Origin of the sequence: Adlercreutzia muris, from assembly GCF_041223505.1 — a bacterium.
GTDB lineage: Bacteria > Actinomycetota > Coriobacteriia > Coriobacteriales > Eggerthellaceae > Adlercreutzia > Adlercreutzia muris.
This window is the reverse complement of the sequence record NZ_JBCLQK010000018.1, coordinates 1-20738: the sequence shown is the minus strand read 5'-3', so window position 1 is coordinate 20738 and position 20738 is coordinate 1. Positions and strand designations below refer to the sequence as shown.

The 20738-nt window shown below is 60.7% G+C and carries 18 protein-coding genes; 7 read left to right on the top strand and 11 right to left on the bottom strand.

The features are described from left to right. Positions 1–464: 464 nt before the first annotated feature. The 7 genes from AAK988_RS11170 to yfcE form a co-directional block, all read right to left on the bottom strand. Positions 465–1025 (bottom strand): recombinase family protein, encoded by a 561-nt coding sequence (locus AAK988_RS11170; RefSeq protein ID WP_369880766.1) that lies wholly within the window; start codon positions 1023–1025, stop codon positions 465–467. A 149-nt stretch (positions 1026–1174) separates the two neighbouring features. Then, positions 1175–1846, bottom strand: a complete 672-nt coding sequence (locus AAK988_RS11165; RefSeq protein WP_369880765.1) for a hypothetical protein — start codon at positions 1844–1846, stop codon at positions 1175–1177. A gap of 2 nt (positions 1847–1848) precedes the next feature. Further along, positions 1849–2280: a hypothetical protein gene (locus tag AAK988_RS11160; protein ID WP_369880764.1), complete on the bottom strand. Its 432-nt coding sequence runs from the start codon at positions 2278–2280 to the stop codon at positions 1849–1851. Between the two features lie 11 nt (positions 2281–2291). Continuing rightward, a complete protein-coding gene (locus AAK988_RS11155) occupies positions 2292–2453 on the bottom strand; it encodes a helix-turn-helix transcriptional regulator (protein ID WP_369880767.1) in 162 nt (53 codons plus the stop codon). A gap of 566 nt (positions 2454–3019) precedes the next feature. Continuing rightward, on the bottom strand, positions 3020–3358 hold the full coding sequence (locus AAK988_RS11150; protein ID WP_369880763.1) for a helix-turn-helix domain-containing protein: 339 nt from the start codon (positions 3356–3358) through the stop codon (positions 3020–3022). 15 nt (positions 3359–3373) lie between these two features. Beyond that, the gene (locus tag AAK988_RS11145; RefSeq protein ID WP_369880762.1) at positions 3374–4567 is read right to left on the bottom strand and encodes a tyrosine-type recombinase/integrase; all 1194 of its coding nucleotides are present in this window, start codon (positions 4565–4567) and stop codon (positions 3374–3376) included. 389 nt (positions 4568–4956) lie between these two features. Then, a complete protein-coding gene (yfcE, locus tag AAK988_RS11140) occupies positions 4957–5607 on the bottom strand; it encodes a phosphodiesterase (RefSeq protein WP_369873503.1) in 651 nt (216 codons plus the stop codon). A 404-nt stretch (positions 5608–6011) separates the two neighbouring features. On the opposite strand from yfcE, the gene AAK988_RS11135 reads away from it, so the two are divergent. Continuing rightward, positions 6012–7361, top strand: coding sequence for a sensor domain-containing diguanylate cyclase (locus AAK988_RS11135; protein ID WP_172711626.1), 1350 nt, complete (start codon positions 6012–6014; stop codon positions 7359–7361). A gap of 115 nt (positions 7362–7476) precedes the next feature. On the opposite strand, the gene AAK988_RS11130 is transcribed toward AAK988_RS11135, so the two are convergent. The 4 genes from AAK988_RS11130 to AAK988_RS11115 all read right to left on the bottom strand — a co-directional run bounded on the left by AAK988_RS11130 (position 7477) and on the right by AAK988_RS11115 (position 12142). Beyond that, positions 7477–8370 carry a hypothetical protein gene (locus AAK988_RS11130; RefSeq protein WP_135971120.1) on the bottom strand — a complete coding sequence of 298 codons (894 nt, stop codon included), beginning with the start codon at positions 8368–8370 and terminating at the stop codon, positions 7477–7479. 243 nt (positions 8371–8613) lie between these two features. Further along, the gene (gene proC / locus AAK988_RS11125) at positions 8614–9438 is read right to left on the bottom strand and encodes a pyrroline-5-carboxylate reductase (protein WP_135971121.1); all 825 of its coding nucleotides are present in this window, start codon (positions 9436–9438) and stop codon (positions 8614–8616) included. 228 nt (positions 9439–9666) lie between these two features. After that, positions 9667–11070 (bottom strand): APC family permease, encoded by a 1404-nt coding sequence (locus AAK988_RS11120; RefSeq protein WP_135971122.1) that lies wholly within the window; start codon positions 11068–11070, stop codon positions 9667–9669. A 166-nt stretch (positions 11071–11236) separates the two neighbouring features. Beyond that, positions 11237–12142: an acetamidase/formamidase family protein gene (locus tag AAK988_RS11115; RefSeq protein WP_135971123.1), complete on the bottom strand. Its 906-nt coding sequence runs from the start codon at positions 12140–12142 to the stop codon at positions 11237–11239. A 336-nt stretch (positions 12143–12478) separates the two neighbouring features. On the opposite strand from AAK988_RS11115, the gene AAK988_RS11110 reads away from it, so the two are divergent. The 6 genes from AAK988_RS11110 to AAK988_RS11085 all read left to right on the top strand — a co-directional run bounded on the left by AAK988_RS11110 (position 12479) and on the right by AAK988_RS11085 (position 20307). Continuing rightward, on the top strand, positions 12479–14065 hold the full coding sequence (locus AAK988_RS11110) for an amino acid adenylation domain-containing protein (RefSeq protein WP_135971124.1): 1587 nt from the start codon (positions 12479–12481) through the stop codon (positions 14063–14065). Beyond that, the gene (locus AAK988_RS11105; protein ID WP_369873502.1) at positions 14062–15246 is read left to right on the top strand and encodes a diaminopimelate decarboxylase family protein; all 1185 of its coding nucleotides are present in this window, start codon (positions 14062–14064) and stop codon (positions 15244–15246) included. The genes AAK988_RS11110 and AAK988_RS11105 overlap by 4 nt, the downstream gene beginning before the upstream one ends. A 91-nt stretch (positions 15247–15337) precedes the next feature. Continuing rightward, positions 15338–15583 carry an acyl carrier protein gene (locus AAK988_RS11100; protein ID WP_135971126.1) on the top strand — a complete coding sequence of 82 codons (246 nt, stop codon included), beginning with the start codon at positions 15338–15340 and terminating at the stop codon, positions 15581–15583. A gap of 122 nt (positions 15584–15705) precedes the next feature. Further along, positions 15706–17310: an MBOAT family O-acyltransferase gene (locus AAK988_RS11095; RefSeq protein WP_369873501.1), complete on the top strand. Its 1605-nt coding sequence runs from the start codon at positions 15706–15708 to the stop codon at positions 17308–17310. 36 nt (positions 17311–17346) lie between these two features. Next, positions 17347–18528, top strand: a complete 1182-nt coding sequence (locus tag AAK988_RS11090; protein WP_369880761.1) for a hypothetical protein — start codon at positions 17347–17349, stop codon at positions 18526–18528. A 396-nt stretch (positions 18529–18924) separates the two neighbouring features. Then, on the top strand, positions 18925–20307 hold the full coding sequence (locus AAK988_RS11085) for an LPXTG cell wall anchor domain-containing protein (RefSeq protein WP_369873499.1): 1383 nt from the start codon (positions 18925–18927) through the stop codon (positions 20305–20307). Positions 20308–20738 lie beyond the last annotated feature (431 nt).

The following is a 20738-nucleotide window of genomic DNA, read 5'->3' as shown; positions in this document are numbered from 1 at the left end:
AACTTGCGGCGTCGATTTATCGAGCACGACCTCGCGGTTACTCATCGTGGGGAGCACACTTTTTGAGCCTTAACTCCCAAAGGCGGGAGATAAAAACATGCGCGTAGCGGTTTTGTCAAGGGGGGTGGTCTTTTCAAGATCAAGCTAGCGAGATATATTGAAACATTTTTGCTTTTGCTGATACTTGCCCAAAGAAACAATAGAGTGACTATAGGGGTGGTATAGGGTGGCTACTGATCTAACGCAATGAGGGCAGATAGTGCAAACATGGGCACATAAAGGCGAAAGCAAAGCACCGTTTGGCTGAATATGCCGCCCGCATTAGCCCCGTTTTTGCTTTTTTCCCTACTTCACCCCGTCTCAACCCAAAACAACCCCTTAGAAAAGACGAAACCCGCCATCTACAATAGCGGGTTTAAGCGTCTAGCCGTTAGGCTATGGGCAAAACGGATTATAGCAAACGCCTAGCGTTTTATGCCCTTATCTTTCAAGGCACGATATAAGGGCGCACGGCTAACGCCTGTGCTTTGGCAAATCTCGCTCACTGAAATACCACCATTACGGTATAGCTTTATAGCCTTTTCCATCTTGCTTGCATCGGTGGCGGGTCTGCCAAACTTGCGCCCTCGCGCTTTGGCGGCAGCAATCCCTTCGGCTTGCCGCTCTTTGATTAGTTCGCGCTCAAATTGAGCCATTGCCGCACACATGGCAAAAAAGAAACGGCCTTGCGGCGTGCTTGTGTCTGTGCCCTCTTTGAGCGATACCAGAGCAACGCCGTTAGCTTCAAACTTTTCGGCAAGGTCGAAAAGCTGCTTGCTGCTTCGCGCCAATCGGTCATAGCTGCAAACTATGACGGTATCACCTTCGCGCAACGTGGCTAACAGCTTGTCTAGTTCGGGTCTGCTTTCCTTAGCGCCGCTGATCTTATCGCTAAATATCTTGTCCACGCCCGCCGCTTCTAGCTGATCTAATTGGCGGTCTAAGTTTTGTTCTTTGGTGCTTACTCTTGCATAGCCCAAACGCATAAATGCCCCTTTCCTAACGTCTCTAAAAGTCTATAACTATTAGGGACAATAGTAAAGGGACAATTTTAGAGATACATTGAAGCAGGTTATTACGTGATATTGAAGCTTTGCGGCGACAGTCTCTTAACGTGTGCTTTTGGGACACCCCGTTACCGTGAAGCGCAAGCCGCCCGCGCCGCTGCTGCAAACGTTTCGGCGGCTTCAATATCGCGCCGCCTTTGTTCCCGCGCCAACGCCGCCGCGTCCTTTAAGACTGAAACAAGGCTAACGGCTTGTAATAGGCTTTCTATGTCATCATTGGACAAGCTACCAACTGCGCCAACTAGATAGCTTTTCAATTCAAATACTTTGGCTTGTGGCTCGAATTGATACGGCGTTTTGAAGTTTCGGCGCACCCATGAATAAAGGAAATGACCAACGCAATCACTACTGCCAATATGGTATGGCGTGCCCCAAAGATCATCGCCCGCCTTTTCCTCTAGCGCCCTTATGACCTGCGCCCTCTTTTCTGCTTCGCAAGCAACAGGGTTAATTAAAACATCGCTGCACGTTACAAGGTCAACGCCTGTTAGGTCTGCCAAGTCTTGCGCCGTCATAATTTCCATAGCTTCTAACGCCATTAGAAAGGCGGAGTTTTCGCCCTCTTTGTTCGCGCACTCTAGCGGTTCACATAGTCCCAAATCGTCTGGGCAATAGCCGCTAAGATCATCAAAGCATTGAACCGCTAAAGCCGTTTCTTCGCGTAAGTAGTCAACACACATTGAGAGCGCATCTAGCAACGCTTCGCGTTCTTCGTTGCGTAGGCTGATTATTGGATACATGGTTAGCCTTGCTTTCTTTTGCGGTTAGCCGCTGCCGCTTTGCCGCCCTTGCTACCGTTTAGGCGGCTCATTCCAACATCTAGCGCCGCCGCTTCAACTAGCGGAATAACGCGCCGCCCGTATTCGTCTGTAATGACTAAATCAAGATCAAGCAGGGTGGAAATAAAACCCTCAAACTCTTCGGCATCGGTGAACATAAGACCGAGCAAATAGGCTTTATAGCCCTTTTCGTCATGGCGTGGTATTGAGTGCGAGGGATTATCTGCGACAAGTTCAACTAGCCGCCACCAACGCCCGTAGCCCTCTAATCCGGCTAACGCTATTAGCTGCGCTTTACAAGGGTCGCCCGCGCTTTTAGCTTCGTGCTTAACCCACGGAATAGGCACGCGCGAAAGCCGCGCCGCCGCCGCTTCGTCAAAGTTGTTAATGCCCATAGCCTAAAACCCTACAACCCGAAATAGGCGCAAACTTCGTCACGGTTAAGCCTGATAGTTCGACCGCGTACCCGAACGGCTCTTAGCTTGCCATCCTTGACAAGGTTATAAATCGTGGCGCGTGAAAGCTGCACGCATTCCGCCACCTGCCTAACGGTAACAAGTTCGTTCATGCTTCTAAGGCTTTGCGCCTGTGTGGTACTTGTATCGCCCATAGTCCTACGACCTTTCAAACAACCTAGACACGAAATAACAAAACGTAGCTACGTTGCATGAAGTTAAACGCCATAGACAAAACGCGCAAATGGGCACAAGTGGCGCTATCGGCGCTTGAAAGCATACAAGATTAAAGGCTTTAGCAAAAAAGAAAGAGCGCATTTTGCAAGGGTTGAACTGCGCATTTAATAAAAACCGGTGGTTTCCGTCATGGTTAAGCATAGGCGGTGGTTTCCGTCATGGTTTTTAACAGGATTCAAGCTAAATTATCTTCATAATATCTACATATAAGTTAAAGGTTATGAGGTTTTAAACACGTTTTCCACAACGCAAAACGTCTGCTTTGCCCTTCTCTTCTCTATAGCCCGCCATACGCCCACCGCGCCTGTGCTTGTGTAGGGCACAAGCACGGCGGGCTATAGTTATTCTTTTCTACTTCTATTCTGTATGCCAATGTTAAAGGGTGGCTAAAGGGTCTGAATGCCACCCCTATAGCCACCCTATGAAACATTCCAAATAGGATTTAGCGCTGATAGTTGCTAGGGTTCAAATGGATTATGTTCGGTTGGCTTGCCGCCATTCCTACCGCACAAAATGCCGTATCTAAAATATTTTTCTTCCATTGCGGCGTACACTCTCGATAGAAGCTAATTAACGCGCTTTCCTGCTCTCCTACGCTTAATAGTTCATCTGCCGTGCAATCGTAGAATCTGCATAACTCTATGATCTTTAATGCGCCCGGTGAAGTTCGCCCCTCTTCCCATGATTGAAGCGTTCGGGTTGAAACACCTACGGCGCTTGCTGCTTCCTTAATGGTTGCCCCTTTGCGTTCACGCATTGCGCAATACCCAAACTTGCTCATTAGCCGCCATCCTTCCTAATCAGTTTGCCGCATAGCTTTTTCTGTTATTTCAGCCGCCCGCCGCTTTGCGTCCGGGTCTGCACTTGCATAAATGTTTAGCGTCATGGCGGCGTTTGCGTGTCCTAAATTGCTTGCTGCCGTCTTAACATCGCCGCCGCTTGCAAGAAACATGGTTGCCCATGTATGGCGCAAATCGTGAAAGTTTGGCAAACGCCCCTCTATCCCGCGCACGCCTAACAGCTTTGCTATAGAGTTCCATTCTTTCGTTAGCCGGTTTGGGAGAAAGTAGCCCAGAGCATCGCCAATGATGTATGAATCGCCGCGCAAAGTTGCCATATTGTTTGCAAACTCTTCGCGCTGCTTCGCTTTCCAATCAAGCAAGACAGCAAGCAGGGAATCAGGCAATGAAACATCCCTGATCTTGTCTGTTTTCGGTTGCTTAATGTATGTGCCACCCTTGCCATCGCCAATAGCGCGTTTAATCCAGATTACGCGGTTAGCTTCGTCAAGATCGCGCCATTGAAGCCCGCAAACCTCGCCCCGGCGCATCCCGGTATAAAGCGCCAAATACGCCGCTACAAGCGTTGGGGTTAGCTCTAGCGCTGCCATCTTATCCAACATTGCCGCCCTTGCGTCTGCATCAAGCGCATTTATACCTTGTGTTTTATTGCCACGCTTCGGCGGCTTAACGGTTGCTAGGGGGTTGCGCATGATAACGCCGTTATTAACTGCATCGCTCAACACCTGTTTTAACAGCCTATAAGCCTTGCCAACGGTTGATGATGAATAGCCGCGCCCGGTCAGCTTCGCTAGCCATTCTTCAACGGCTTTAGCTTTCAAGTCCTTAACGGTAGTACCTGCAAACTCTTCGCGTATGTAACGCAAAGAGTTTTCATAGCCCCTAATCGTTGATGCTTCTATTGACTTTGTAGCTTCCTTTGTCTTGATAAAACGGCTTACATAATCGGGTATTAGCAACGCTGCTACGGTTGCCGCGTCACCCTGCCATTGTTTGCGCTGTGCTTCCTCTTCCTCTTTGTCGCACCATGCAAGATAATCGGCATACGCCGCCCGCTTGCCATCGGGTTTGAACGTCTTTGTTTTGTAATGGCGCTTGCCGTCCGCGCCATAGTGATACATAACGCCGCGCCACTTTTCTTGTGCTTCGCTGTAACGAAAATTGCGGTTAGTGTAGTAGAGTTCGCCCATTGCCCATAGTCCTTAAAACTCAACTTGTCGCAATCATTGTCGCAACCTTGTCGCAAACATAAGGCATCCAAAGTTAGCCCAGATGCATTAGACACCATGCAACAGCATTAAACAATAAAGACAAGTTACCTGCTTAGACAGCATTTTATCATGTAGGCAGCATTACAAAACATGAGAGCGAATAAATCTATTAAGACACTCTGAAAATCCGTGTGTCGAGGGTTCAAGTCCCCCTCCGACCACCACCATTTAGAAGACCCCCAGTCATGGGGGTCTTTTTTGTGGTCGGACAACTTCCCGGGTGGGCCGCGGAAGCAGCGGTGAACAGCGCCCGTCTCTCCGCCAACCCCCGACCTCCGGGATTGCAGGCTGTGTCGCAAGGGAACGGGCTACAGCATGCGCAGTTTCACGGCGCCGCGCTCGTAGAGCGCGTAGCTGGCAGAGCCGTCCTTTGGGTGGCCGATGCTCCCGGGGTTGACGAAGGTGATGGCGGGGGCCGGGCCATCGCTGCCGCCGCATTCGCCGGTCACTCCGCCCCCGCCACCCTCGCTGTCTCTGCGTCCGTCGTCGGCCGAGTCGCCGGCACGTCTGCTGCCGGGAAAGCTCGCAGCAGCCCGCACGAATGCCGGGGCTGCCTGGGGCCCGATGCCCTTTATGTGGCTGTGGCCCGAGAAGACGAAGGACCCGGCCGGCAATCCGGCCACAACCGCGCCCAGATTCAGGTGGCCGTGGGTGAGCAGCAGGGTTGTGCCCTCGTCCACCACCAGGGAGTAATCGCCCAGGCAGGGGAAATCCAGCATCATCTGGTCCACTTCCGCTTCGCAGTTGCCCCGCACGGCGGTGATGCGGTCGGCGTAGCGGTTCAGCAGGCGAGCCACCTCTGCTGGGGCATAGCCGGTAGGCAGGGGGTTGCGCGGGCCGTGGTACAGCAGGTCTCCCAGCAGCAGCAAGCGGTCGGCCCCCTCTTCGCGGAAGCGTTCCATAAGAGCCTCGGCCGCGGGCAGCGCCCCGTGGATATCGGACGCAATCAGATAGCGCATCGTTCCTCCTTCAAGAGAATGCATCCAGTATAGCAGTCCGACTTTCGCCATCACCAGCCACCGCCCCTCCGTAGATCATCCTGAGGACCGCCGGGGAGCCAGTGCGTGGAATTTTGCGGCGGGCAATGCGCCTTCCTTTGTGAGACAGGTGACAGAAAAATCCCTGCGGAAACCAGTGCGATCAACCGCTGGGATAGAGCGCCTGTCCCCGTGACGCGCCATCCCCATTTGCAGGTAGGTGCTCGGGCTCTGTTCGTTTACAGACGAGTTGCCCCAGCTACAGGGTGTTTGACGGAATGCCGATAACGAACAGAGCCCCCGATGCTATGATCGGGGAAAGAGAAGGAAGGGACGCGAGCTGCCATGGGGCCGCCCGCGCCCCGCCGCGAGGTGGGGAGGCTGTCATGACAGTGTTTCATCGGGTTACGGAGGGCAAGCTCGGCTCTCGCGATGGATGCGTCATCGAAGACGAGGTGTCCCAAGAATTCCTCGACCGCATCCCCGGCGGCCTGTTTCGCTATCGCGCCGACGACGAGGGCGGCACCATCGATTACGTGAGCCGAGACGTGCTGGCCATGTTCGGGTGTGCCACCTACGATGAGTTCCGCGCCATCACGGGTAACACGTTTCTGGGCATGGTGCATCCCGATGACCGCGAGCGTGTGGCGGCTGAGATTGCCGAGCAGATTTCTGCGGGCGACACCGATGCGGTGGCCTATCGCCTGAACCGTCCCGACGGCGAGGTGCGCTGGGTGGACGACCGCGGCCGTTATGTGGTGGATGCCGACGGTGCGGCCTGGTTCTACGTCACCATCATCGACATCACCGAGAAGATGAGCTATCAGCAGCAGCTGGAGCGGGCCAATGATCGCGTGGAAATTCTCACGGTGCTCTCTCGCGATGTCATTTTCGACATCGACTGCCAGAATCAGGTCGGCGAGGTCTTCGGCGATTTCGATGCCCGCTTCGGGCGCGCCCCCCAGTCCGCCGATCTCATTCTGCGCAAGCGCTGCGACAAGGAGTGCTCCATCGATTTGGAGGTGCACGACATCGAGCCCATTCGCGCGGTAGTGGAGCGGGGGGACTTCATTGATATGGAAACCTCGCTGCCCAATGTGGAGGGCGATCCCATCTGGTGTCGCTATCAGTCCTTCGTGCTGTTCAACGAGGCCGGCTGCCCCGTGCGCCACGTGGGGCGTTTACTGGACACCCATGAGATGGTCATGCGCGAGGCGAGCCTGCGGAAGAAGGCCGAGCTGGACGGTTTGACCGGGGTGTTCAACCGCGAGGCGGCTATGACCCGTATCGAGCAGGCCCTTGCCACTGATGAATGCCGGGGCGGGTGCAGCCTGTTTTTGGTGGACGTGGACAACTTCAAGCAGGTGAATGACGGCTTCGGTCATCCCGAGGGGGACCGGGTGCTCCAGGAGATCGCCGCCTTCCTCAGCCGCCATATGCGCAAGGACGACGTGGTTGCCCGCCTCGGCGGCGACGAGTTCGCCATTTTCGCCGGCGGCCTCGGACCGGGGCCGGCCCTCGATCGCGTGCTCGCCCAGCTTTCCGGCGGTATCTACACCCAGGGAGGGCGCCCTGCCGATATGCCGGCCGATCTGCACCCCTCCATCACCATCGGCGCCGTGGCCTGCACGCGCTATCCTGTCACCTTCGACGATCTGTACCAGGTGGCCGACGAGGCCCTCTATGTGGCCAAACGCGCCGGCAAGAGCCAGGCCGCCCTTCGCTGCTTGGATTAGGGGGTGCTGCCGCGCTCAGGGCCGATCTCGCCATCCTCTGCAACCAAGAAGCCCCGCCTCTCGGGAATCCAAGAGGCGGGGCTTTGCGGTATCGAGCGACGGAAACGGGAGGGTTTTAGCTCACCGTGTAGAAGGCATACTCGGCCTCGCCCTGGGGGAAGGTGGCCTTCAGCTCGTAGAGGAAGCCCGGCTCCATGGAGAATGCCGCGGCCCCATCTTCGCCGAGGATGCAGGCCACGTCTTCGTCTTGCCCGGTGGGATCGACCGCGGGCGCGTCGGTGGTCGCCAGGGGCCGCCGCTCGATTTCGATGGCCGTAGGATTCACCGAGAAGGCGGCGAAGGCATCGGTGGCCCCGGTAATGCGGCCGTCGGCCACGGTTTCGGCCAGCGTGCCGTCGGCATTGAAGGCTTCGGCGCTCACCTCAGCCTCGTCGGTGGTGCCGTCTTGCTGCACCCATTCCCATTCGTAGGCCACCGGGTTCAGCATAACGGCTACCTGAGCGTCGGTGGTCTTGTACTCGAGGTTGCCAACGGGCACCTGACTCTGATCGGGCGCAGCGAATACGGTGTCTACGATATCGGCATACTGCTCGGCATCGGCTGGGTTGCCCTGCTCCACGACCTCCACCTTCGTGATGCCGGGGTACTGGCCCGGGTAGCTCTCCAGCATGATGCCGTTGCCCGTGACCTGCACAATGTTGCCGGCGATCAGGTCGTCTTCATCGATGTCTTGGCCATCGTAGATGATGGTGGCGGCGTCCAGGTTGGTGGGAATGTAGGGGGTCTGGGTCTCCTGGTCGACGAACATCACCTCGTTGCCATTGGCGTAAGCCACCATGGCCGTGCTCACTACCTGGCCATCCGGCGCGTTATTGTCGGGCTGGGCGGCGTTCTTGGTCGCGGGAGCCTGGTCGCTCGTGCCACCCTGCACCGCGCAGCCGGCCAGGGCCACGAGCCCCAGGGCCATCACGCCGGCCATCACCACGGCCAGCTTCTTCGATTGCTTCATAGGGTCCGCCTTTCTAAGGGGGTCGAAAACAGCGGGGCTATCATAGCGCGCCGCGGCGCCAGTCCCGAGAAGGGTAGCCAAACCGTAGGAGCCGCTGGGGTGCTGCCGGCTTACCGCCGGGTGCGGGTGCCCGGGAAGGGTGGCTAAACCGTAGGAGCCGTCGGGGGGGTGAAGTGGGCCGGCCAGGGGCGCTTGTGCCGCCTCGCCGGTTTTCACGCGCCGCGCGGTGCGCCCCCTGGCCGCCTACAGCGCCCTCGCCTTGGCGACGCAGGCCCCCACGGCCTCCATAGCGGCTGCGCGGAAGGCGCGCTGCTCTAGGGCCTTCACGCCTTCGACGGTGGTACCGCCCGGCGAGCACACCATATCCTTCAGATCGCCGGGATGCCGCCCCGTCTCCAGCACGAGCCGCGCCGATCCCGCTACGGCCGCCGCTGCGAACTCGTAGGCCTGAGCTCGGGGCATGCCGGCTTCCACGGCCCCATCGGCCAGGGCCTCGATGAACATGAACACGAAGGCCGGCGAGCTGCCCGCCACTGCGCTCGCGGCATCCATCAGGCGCTCGGGGATAACGATGGCGTGTCCGAAGCTTTCCATGAGCGCGAGGCAGAGGGCCTCGTCGTCCTCGGTGGCTCCGGTGCCGGGGCACACGGCGGTGCAGCCAGCATTCACGAGGGCCGGAGTGTTCGGCATGCAGCGGATAAGCCTCATGGTGTTCTCGTCGCGCCCGAACAGCGCGGCGATGCGTTCAAGCGTGAGTCCCGCCGCAATGGAGATAACGAGCGTGTTCTCGTTCACCGCACCGCGGATCTCGGCGATCACCTCGGGAAAGAACTGCGGCTTCACGGCCAACACAAGCACATCGGCCGCCGCGGCCACCTCGCGGTTGTCGGCGGTCACGGCAATGCCGAACTGCGTTGCCTTCGCTTGTCGTGTGGCCTCGGTCTTGGCCGAGCCGATAAGATCGGCGGCCGTTACCGCTGTCCCGTCGGCGAGTACCGTGCTCTCGCGCAGCAGGCCGCCGATGATGGCTGTGGCCATATTCCCCAGCCCGATAAATCCAATCTTCACAGTGAGCCTCCCTTTTCGCGTCGGAAGACGCCAAACCTCGCGCAAACGCAATTTTTCGCATCACCGAAGTCAAGGCTCTGAACAGGGAAAACAAAGCAAATAGCCTGGTCAAGCCAAGGAGAAGAAAAGTGCGTTTGCGCGACATGCGCCCGATGCACAGTATACAAGAAGAGCCCCCGACGCATGCCGGGGGCTCTGGGGCACTGGGGAAGGTGCGCGGTTGGGCGCTTACACGTCCAGGTTCTTAAAGGCGTCGGGCACTTCCTTGAAGCCCTTCGACTTCACTGCGCAAATGATGAAGCCGATGACGAACCAGGTCACGCCGAGAGCGTAGGTCATCACGTCGAAGCCGGTGAACACGTAACCCAGAATGAGGATACCGAGCCAGGGGCAGATGAGGTACTTCACGATGTTGCCGAAGGAGTAGCGCTTCTTCTCTTTAATGAAGAAGTACCAGAACACGGCGAAGTTCAGCATGATGAAGGAGGCCAGGGCGCCGAAGTTCACCAGGGTGGCCAGGTCGGCCATGGTGAGGACAAGCGACAGCACGAGCGCCACCGCGCCGATGAACAGCGCGCCCACCCAGGGGGTCTGGTACTTGGGATGCACCTTGCCGAAGATGCGGGGGATGACAGCGTCGCGACCCATGGAGTACAGCAGGCGCGAGGCGGCCAGCTGCGCGTTCATGATGTTGGCGATGCCGATGGCCACGATGTTGATGATGAGCATGATGTTGCGGAACAGCTCGCCGCCGATCATCTCGCAGCCGTAGAACCAGGCGTTCTCGGCGTGCTCGGGGCTCCAGCTCTGCCAATCGGGCTGCACCAGCGAGGCGATGTAGGTCTGCGCCACGAAGCACACGATGATGAGACCGAGCGCGATGAGGATGCCGCGGCCGATGTTCTTCTGGGGCTCGTTGGTCTCCTCGGCCAGGGTGGAGATGCCGTCGAAGCCGAGGAAATTCAGGGCTGCAATGGAAATGCCAGCGGCCAGGAAGTGCGCATCAACCTTGCCGGGCTGCCACAGCGGATCGGCGTTGAACTCGCCGGCTCCGCCGCCGCCCATGATGAAGTTGCAGCCGAGGGCGATGAACGCGATGACGGCCAGAATCTCAACGGCGAAGATGACGAAGTCGATGCCGCGGGTCATGGAGATGCCGCGGATGTTCACGAAGGTGTTGAAGGCCACGAACACGATGACCCACAGATACCACGGGCTGTTCGGCACGAGCATGGTGCCCCAGTTGGCCACCATGACGTACAGCAGCGCCGGGGTGATGCAGTAGTCCAGCAGGATGAGCCAGCCGGAAATGAAGCCCACGTGGGGGTTGATGCCGCGCTGCACATAAGAGTACACTGAACCGGCAATGGGGAACTTGTTGCTCATGCGCACGTAGCTCAGCGCCGTGAAGAAGATGGCGATGAAGCCCACGATGTACACGAGGGTGGACATGCCCAGGGCGTCCTGCTGGACGAGGCCCCAGATGGAATGCGGCGCGATGATGACCATGAACAGCACGCCGTACAGCACGACGTCCCACAGGCCCATGCCGCGGCGCAGCTCCTGCTTGTAGCCGAACTGCTCAAGGGACGAGTTGTCCGTCGAGCCCGGCGTTTGGATGGGTTTCGACATAGAGTCTCCTTCCTTTCCCTTCCAGATCCTTCTCTTTCCTCAACCGGGCGGCCCCTACGTTCTCCCAAGCAGGGGTCGCCCGATTTCCCCAATGCGCCCGAAGCGCGGCGATAGCTTACCATTCCGCGCATCTTTTGAGCACAAGAACGAAACGAGAATCTGCCCCCTAGCCCACCAGCGGCGGGAACTGCGGCAGCTTCGGCGTGCCGATGCGCAGGGACAGCTGCACCTCGCAGGGCTTGCAGCCCTGGCTGATCTCCACGTCGGATTGCACCGACATGTACATATAAGTGTCGATGGCGTCCCAGCCGGTAATGGCCATGAGCAGCCGCTGCATCTCTTTGGAGGCGCACATAAGGGCCTCGTTGTACTCCTGGGCGCTCGCGTTCACGTACCAGCGGCCGGCCGGGCCGAAGGTCTCCAGCACGGGCCAGTGGAGCTCGAAGTTCTTCAGCACGGACACGCGCACGGTGATCTCGGCGGCAATCTCGATGCCGGTGCCGCACAGCTCGGCGTCGCCCATGGTGGCGTGCACGTCGCCCATCTGCAGCAGGGCGCCCGGCACGCGCACGGGGAAGTACAGGCGGGTACCCTTGGTGATGAGCTTGTTGTCCATGTTGCCGCCGTAGTTGCCCACGAAGCCGTCGGCCGGCGCCCCCTCGGCTGGAGCGGTGCCGATCACGCCGATCATGGGGTTGATGGGGAAGCGCACGCCGTTGAAATCGGCCATGCCGTCTTCGATCTTGATCTTCTTCGTGCGGTACTCGGTGCCCTCGAACAGCGGCCCGCAGTGGTCGTCGGTGGCAATGGTGCCCTCGTCGGCCACCTGGATGTCGTAAATGTCCACCACGAGCACGTCGCCCACCTCGGCACCCTCCACGTACACCGGGCCGGCGGCGGGGTTGGTGATGTTGTAGGAGAAGTCCATGTCGCGCATGGTGACGGTCTCGTCGGTGAGGCGGCCCGAGAAGCAGTCGAGGCTCTTGAACACCATGACCTCGCCGGGACGCGCGGTATAGCAGGGCGCGTTGTCCTTGGAGAAGGCGTATACCCTATCTTCGATAATCTGCATGGAAACCCCCTTCGGGCCAGGGCGCGGAACGAGCGGCCGCGTCCGCGAATACGTTGCTGCAACTATGATACTCTCTCTTAGCTTTCTATGGCGCGACGGCAGTCCGCTTTTTTGCTCTACTGCGCTAAAGTAGAGAAGGGGCGTGGCCGATAGACGAGAGCCGACGGCGCCTTGTCGGGCCCGGCTCGCGCGCCGCCATCGATGCGATTTCTGTCGTAAAAGCAGCCAATTATCACGCCGTTGGCAAAATCTTAAGAATTTCATGGGGGAATCTTTACAACTTAAGGGGCGCGTTCGCCTAGAATGAAAAGACTAGCCCCTATGGAAGGAAGGCCCATGCCCCTGCGTCGGAGCGTGCTCTCATACTTGGAAGACGATGCCGCCCGTTTCCCCGATCGCCTCGCCGTCATCGACGAGCACGGCAGCTGCACCTACGAGGTGTTACGCCATCGGGCCCAGCGGGCCGGCAGCGCCCTGGCGGCCCACGAGGCCAATCATCGGGCGGTTGTCGTCTACATGGAGAAGGGCATCGACGCCCTCAGCATCATGTTCGGCGCTCTTTACGCCGGCGGCTTCTACGTGCCGGTAGATCCGCAGGTGCCGGCCGATCGCTTGGCCCGCATCGCCGGCGCCCTGGGCAACCCCCTCATCGTGGCCGATGGCGATCGCGCCGCCGCTGCGGCTGCGGCCCTTCCCGCCGAGGGAGAGCTGCTGGTCGCTGCCGATGTGCTGGAGGCTCCTCTCGACGAGGCCGCCCTCGTGGCCAGCCGCCGCGGCCTCACCGATTCCGACCCGGCCTACGTGCTGTTCACCTCTGGCTCCACGGGCACGCCCAAGGGCGTGGCCGTGAGCCACCGAGCCATTACCGACTTCATCGGCGACTTCACCCGGCTGTTCGGCTTCCGCGGCGATGACCGCATCGCCAACCAGGCTCCCTTCGATTTCGATGTGTCCGTCAAGGACATCTATGGGGCCCTGGCCAGCGGTTGCACCCTCGTGGTGGTGCCCCGCCCCCTGTTCTCGCAACCCGCGGCCCTTGTGGATTACTTGGAAGAGCAGCGGGTCACGGTGATGACCTGGGCGGTAGCGGCTCTGTGCCTTATCACGAGCCTCCACGGGCTGGATGGCAAGACCCTCTCGGCCGTGCGCCGGGTCCTGTTCAGCGGCGAGGTCATGCCCGCCGAGCACCTGCGCACCTGGATGGAGCATCTGCCCGAGGCCAGTTTCGCCAATCTCTACGGGCCCACCGAGGTCACCTGCAACTGCCTCTATCACGTCATCGAGCGCGACCGCGACTACGACGAGGGCATCCCGCTGGGGGTGGCCTTCCCCAATCGCGAGGTGCTGCTGGTCGATGGCGAGGGGTGCCCGGTCACCGAGCCGGGCACGGTGGGGGAGCTCATGGTGCGCGGCGTGTCCCTCGCCCTCGGTTATGTGGGCGATCCCGAACGCACGGCGCTCTCCTTCACCCAGAACCCGCTGCACAACCGTTTTCCCGACCGGGTGTACCGCACCGGCGACCTGGCCGCCTTCAACGAGACGGGCGAGCTGTTCTACCGCGGCCGCAAGGACAATCAGATCAAGCACCAAGGTCATCGAGTGGAACTGGAGGAAGTGGATGCCGCTATCGAGGGCGTCCAGGGCGTCCAGCGCTGCCGTTGCGCCTACGACAAGGAGCGCAAGCGCCTCATCGCCTTTTACGAGGGCACGGCAGAGGCGCCCGCTGTGCGGGCCGAAGCCCACGAGAAGCTACCGCCCTTCATGATTCCCACTCAGATCGTCGCGGTGGAATCTATGCCCCTCACCAAAAACGGGAAGGTGGATCGGGCGGCCCTTTTGGAACAGAGCCGCGCCGCCGCCCGTGCCCGCCGCGCCCGCCGCAACCCCGGGCCCCCGAAGGCCCGCAACGAAGGAGAACGATGAACGACGAGAACCTCATAGCGGCCGCCGATGCCTTCGGCACGCCGCTGTATGTCTTCGACGAGGCGTCCCTGCGCGATCGGGTGGCGCTGCTGGAGGAAACTCTGCCCGCCCGCGCGGCGCTCTGCTTTGCCGTGAAGGCGAATCCCTTGGCCATTCCCCTTATCAGCCCCTATGTGCATCGCTTCGAGGTGTGCTCCCCCGGGGAGCTGCGCATCTGCCAGAACGTCGGCGTCGATCCGGCCGAGATCGTCCTGTCCGGTGTGGCCAAGGACGAGGACCTCATTCGCGGTCTGCTGGATGCCGGCGCCGCGGTGCACCGCTATACGGTGGAATCGCGGCGCCAGTTCGACCTGCTGCTGGCCCTGGCCCGCGAGTATGGCCGGCCCCTTCCCCTGCTGCTGCGCCTCACCTGCGGCAGCCAGTTCGGCATGGACGAGGCCGACATTCGCGCCATCATTGCCGAGCACGGCACCGACCCGGCGGTGGATATCTGGGGCATCCAGCAGTTCTCCGGCACCCAGAAGACCTCCCTGCGCCGGGTCCAGCGCGAACTGGCCAAGGCCGATGAGCTCATGGCCGCCCTGGCCGCCGACTACGGCTTTACCGTGCGCGAGTTCGAGTATGGCCCGGGCCTGCCGGCCGATTACTTCTCGGAGGAAGATCCCACTGCCACCCGCGAGCACCTGGAGGGTGTGGGCTCTCTGCTGGACGCCATGGCCTTCGACGGGCCTCTCACTCTGGAAATCGGCCGCGGCCTCACGGCCTGGTGCGGCACTTACCTCACCCGCGTGGTGGATGCGAAGACGAACCAGGGGGTGAACTACGCCATTGTGGATGGAGGAATCCACCATATCACCTACTACGGCGGTGGCCTCGGCTTGAAGGCTTGGCCCTGCCGTCAGCTGTCCACTCCCGAGGGCGCCCCCGTGGAGGAGTGGACGCTCTGCGGCTCGCTGTGCACCACCAACGACATCCTCATGAAGGCCATGGCCGTGGCCGGTTTGGAGGTTGGTACGCTGTTCGCCTTCGACAAGGCCGGTGCCTATTGCATGACCGAGGGCGTGTCGCTGCTGCTGTCCCGCGATCTACCGGCCGTGGCCTTCGCCGATGGGGACGGAAACCTGACCCTGGTGCGCGGACCTGTGCGCACCGACCCTCTGAACACGCCGTCGATGCCCTAACGGAAGCCCCGCGGCAGGGCATCGGCCAGCGTATTGCCTCTTTGCCCCACCGCCCGAGCATAGAAGCCCCCCCCAAAGAAAGGATAGGAACATGGAAGAGCGCGAGACTATTTTGGAAATTCTGGATGAGCTGGCTCCCGGTGCCGACTTCGAGGGCTGCACCACCCTCGTGGACGACCGTGTCCTGGACTCTCTCACCATCGTGGCCCTCGTGGCCGAGCTGGAGGACGCCTTCGACATCACCATCCCCGCCGTGGAAGTGGTGGTGGAGAACTTTAACTCCGTGGACGGCCTCACTGCCATGGTGAAGCGCCTGGTGGAGGACCAGCTCGACTAGCATTCGCCCACTCCTTCGGCCGGGGGAACCCGCACCCTCCGGCCGGCGAGCACGGCGGGGAGCAGGTGCTCCTCGCGGTGCCGTCCTGCGGTTTCCGTGCCCGGTCCGACCCCGAAAGACCCATGACCTCGTATTTCTCCTTCATATTCTTGGCAGCGTTCCTCCCGGCCGCCGTGGCTGTGTACGCCATTGCGCCCCGCCGCGCACGCTGGGCCGTTCTGCTTGTGGCCAGCTACCTGTTCTTCTTCTGGCTCTCCCGCGAGCTCATCCTGGCGCTGTGGGTGTCCACTCTGGCCATCTACGGCACGGGCCTCGGTCTCGGCGCCCTCATCAGCCAGCGCGATAGCGCCGTGAAGGCGGCGAAATCGGGCAAGCGCGAGATACGCGCCCGCTTCGCTCGGAAGATGAAGATCGTCATGGCTACGGGACTGCTGGTGAACTTCGGCCTTCTGGCGGCCTTCAAGTACCTGCACTTCTTCGCGTCGGTCATCGACGGGGCCCTCGGCTTGGTGGGCATCACCCTGAACACGGAGCTGCCGGTGTGGGCCGCCCCCATCGGCATCTCGTTCTACACCCTCATGGCCGGCTCCTACCTCATCGACGTGTACCGCGGCACCGTGGCGGCCGACCGCAACCTCGGTCGTGTGGCACTCTTCCTCGGGTTCTTTCCCCAGATCATGGAGGGTCCCATCAGCCGCTATGGCCAAACAGCCGATCAACTCATGGCGGGGCACCCCGTCACGCGAGCGAACCTCTATGCTGGTACCCTGCGCATGCTGTGGGGTCTGGGGAAGAAGATGATCGTCGCCGATAGGCTGAACGCCTTCGTCAAGCCGGTCTTCGCCGACTACACCGCCTACGACGGCGGCATCATCGCCCTGGGCGCGGTGCTCTACACGGTACAGCTGTACTGCGATTTCTCCGGCACCATGGACGTCGCCCTCGGCATGGGCCGCATTTTCGGCGTCTCTTTGCCCGAGAATTTCCGCCAGCCCTTCTTCTCCCGCACAGCCGCTGGGTTCTGGCAACGCTGGCACATCACCCTGGGAACGTGGCTGCGCGACTACATTTACTATCCGGTGTCGCTGTCGAAGCCGCTCAAGAAGCTCACGAGCAAGGCGCGCAAGCGCTTCGGGAACCGCTATGGCCCGCTGCTGGCCTCGTCGGCGGCCCTGTTCTGCGTCTGGTTTGGCAACGGTCTGTGGCATGGAGCCGGCAGCCAGTATATCTTCTTCGGCCTGTACTACTTTGTACTCATTGTGGCCGGAAGCCTCATCGAGCCCACGGCGGTGAAGGTGGCCGAGCGCCTGCGCATCAGCCGGGAATCGGCGGGATATCGGGCATTCCAGATCGCCCGCACCCTCGTTATCATCGTTGTGGGCGAGCTGTTCTTCCGGGCCGAGGGCCTCGATGCGGGCCTGGCCATGTTCGGCGCCATGGTCTGCGACTTCAACGGCGCTTCTCTGGTGGACGGTTCCATTTTTGGAGTTGGTGCGGCGGGTATCGGTTTGGACGGCCACGACCTGGCCATTGTGCTAGCATGGGTCGCCCTCATGCTGGCGGTGGGGCTCATCCGCGAACGCGGGGTGTCCATCACCGAGCGTGTGGCCGCCTGGCCCCTGCCCGCCCGCTGGGCCCTCTGGTACGCCCTGTTCCTGGCCGTCATCATCTTCGGTGCCTATGGCACCGCCTATGCGCCGGTCGATCCCATGTATGCCCAGTTCTAGTCCGATAACGCACCCCATACGCCCAAAGGAATCCCGTTGAACGAAGAGAAGTCTACAACGAAACCGGAAAACACCGCCGCAGCCCCGGCCGCCATCGCGCCGGACACGGCCGCCGCCTCCATCGATCCCGGCGAGCCCGTCGCTGCCGAAGGGGCTCCGCTCCACGGGGCGGCCCGCTTGCGGGCCCTTGGAAAGAGCCTGCTCGTGGCCATCGCGTTCGTGCTCGTGGGCCTGCTCGTTCTCTATGGCGCTTCCCGTATCTTCGAACCCAAGAGCAACGGCAACGTCGGTGGAGTGCACGCGGCCCATGTGGCGGCCAACGGCTTCCTCGGCGAACCGAAAAACAGCATCGATGCCCTGTTCATCGGCGATTCTGAAACCTACAGCGCCGTGTCCCCCGTGGAAATCTGGAAGGCCGGCGGCGCTGCTACCTACACCTGCGCTATCGGCGGTCAGAACCTTACCTACAGCCGCACGCTCCTAGAGCGCGCCCTCAAGGTTCAAAAGCCCCGCGTCGTCATGATCGAGGGCAACTCCCTGTTCAAGCCCTTCGACGAGAACAAGCTGCTCAAGAGCACCATCAAGGATATGTTCCCCATCTTCGAGCGCCATGATCGCTGGAAGGCCCTCACGCTGCGCGATTTCTTCGGCTCCGCGGAGAACGACTACGTTGACGACATGAAGGGTTTCCGCATGAAATGGGGCGTTCGCCCCGCCGACGACTCGGCCTATATGGAGCCCACCGACAACGTGGCCGAAGTGCCCGAGCTCACCAAATCGGTGTTGGCCGAGATGCGCGACATGTGCCGCGCCGCCGGCAGCGAGCTCGTCATCGTCAGCACGCCGAGCACCAAGTGCTGGTACACTTCCCGCCACAACGGTGCCCAGGCCGTCGCCGACGAGCTGGATATCGAATTTATCGACCTGAACACCGGCGACGATGCCGTGGCCATCGACTGGGATACCGATACGCGCGATTGGGGCGATCACCTGAATTACGCCGGCGCTGTGAAGACCTCCCAGGCCCTCGCCCATATCCTGAGCGAGCGCTACGGCGTTCCCGATCATCGCGATGATCCCGCCTATGCTGTGGAATGGAACCGCGCCGTGCGCCACCACGATCGGCTCGTGGAAAAGGGCTCCGCCATGGCCGTGGTGGGCAAGCCCGGCGATGCCATCACCATCATGGAGTTGCCGCCGCTTTATAACCCGGCCTAAGAACTCTCGCTCATCGCGGCGCGGCTACTCACCCGCGCTTGCCCTGGCAGCCCTGCCCCCGCGCCTCTATTGTCTCCGCGCAGCGGGGTCTCGCCATTGCGCCCGCAGACCCCGTGACCCTCGCTTTGCTGCGGGCCGCCCGGCCATCACAAGCGCCCGCCGCTCAAAGATGACCAATCAACTTTTGTTTATCTACCTGGTGAAACGAATATGAAAGAACCATGGGAAACCAGGGGTTTCGGCCTCCTGTTGACGGTGCCGGCTTGTCTCGATCCCATCCCTTTGGTACAACATGCATCCCCAAAATCTAGTAATTTCCTAGACTTATAGCTATCGAGAAGCGGGATGCTGTCCAAGGGGGTAAGGCGGCCTCCTGCGTGAAACGGAGTACCATTCGTGAACAAGAACAGCATCGGACTGCGCCGTCCGTGGAGCCGCGCCCTGCTCGCCGGCCTTCTCGCCGGCTCACTTGCCTTCTCTCCGCTGGCGGCTTTCGCCATCGATGAAGCTTCGGATTCTGTGGAACCGACCGTTGAGGCTTTCACGGAACCCGCTGATGATGTCTCAGCAGCAAAGGTAGTGGAAGATGCCGCCAGCTCCTCTCCTGCCGAAGAGCTTCCGGTTCCTTCGGAGGAAGAGCTGGCGGCTCAGGAGCCTTCCGCTCCCACCGACGATGGGGCCGACGAAGCCTCCCCGACAAACGAGGCTGTTCCCGTCGAAGGCCCCAGTCCCTCCCCGGCCCCCTCGATGGAGCCCTCTGCCAGTGGACTTTCCGTCGATCGGCCTTCTGCCGCCCCGGCCGCCGAGACCACAGTGACGGTGTACTACTGCGAGATGGTTTACTACGACGACCCCTCTTTCAACGATCCCACGGGCTTTCGCTTGCTGGGCTCTCACACCTACGATGGCGTAACCGTGGGTGAAAAGATCGATCCTTGGGATTACGTGAGGGACATCCCAGACTACATTTTCTTCGATGGTTGGGCGACGGACCCCATCGCCAGCGCCGATCCCGAGCAGAATACGGTGCAGCTGAACTACTTCCGCGCCAAGAGCCCTTGCACCGTGAACTATTATTCCATCAGCGATGGCGATGCCTTCGCCGATGATCCGGGCATCGACACGGTGATAAGCGAGGTCAACGGTCAGACCGTCCGCTTCGATCGCATGGGCACCTACGAGATCGAAAGCCAGCCTCTCGGCACCGAAATCGACTCCGCTCTTCTGGCCGTTCCCGTGGACAATATGGCCTATGTGGATGCCGACAAGGAAAGCGTTATCGTGGCCGGTGCCGTTGCCAGCAATGAGCTCAACCTCTTCTACACGCCGGTGCCGGCTGCGGCGCCCGATGATGCTCCCGAAGCTGGAGCGCCCGAGCCTACGCCCCCGGCCCCGCCCGCTCCCTCCGAGCCCGAGGGCGACAATGTTGAGGGCGGTAATGGCAATGGGGGGTCCGACCTCCCGGAGGTCGATGGCAATCTCGGCAATGTCGGAGTGAGCGGTGCCACCGGCAACGAGGAAAGCGACGATTCCGCAGCCCAAGAGAGCGGCATCGCCGCGCGGCCCGGGTCCTCCGGACAGGGTGCTGACGGCAAGCCTGCCTCCAAGCCGACAGGTGCCACGGTCGTGGAGGACGGTGACAGCTCTCGCGACGCCTCGGGCTCTGCCGACCGGCTGCCCCAGACTGGCGATAGCCTCGTGCTCGCCGTGGGGATTCTCTCCGTTGCGGCCGCCGCTGCGGGCGTGGCCTTCATCGCCCGTCGTCGCTGCCAGCATTAGGAGCGTCTTGCTCATCCCTACTTATATATAGTCAGCCCCTTGCATAAGTAGTTGCAGAGATCGCTTCAGATCAGACGGTGCTTCGGGAGCCCTCCGCCAGGAGGGCTCCCTGCCTGGAGCGCCCAAGGAGATCGGCGATCCAGTGCCTCCGGCCGCCCTCGGGCCCTTCGGCCCCCCCCCGGCCCCGCGCGTCCCGGGGGGCGATTCCCAAAAAAGCCGAAAATTCCCCCTTGCGCTTTCCCGGGAGGCGTGTATTATAGACAAGTTGCCTTTCCCGGAGGCGGGGAGGTAGCGCTGGGCCGGTCCCGGCTCCCGGCGGCGGGGGAGCGGAGTTGTAAAGATTTCGTGACCGCGTTGACAAGACCGGAGCCGACCTGTAAAGTACTTCCTTGCGCCGCTCGCGAGAGACGGCGGCGGGCGAGGCCCGCGGA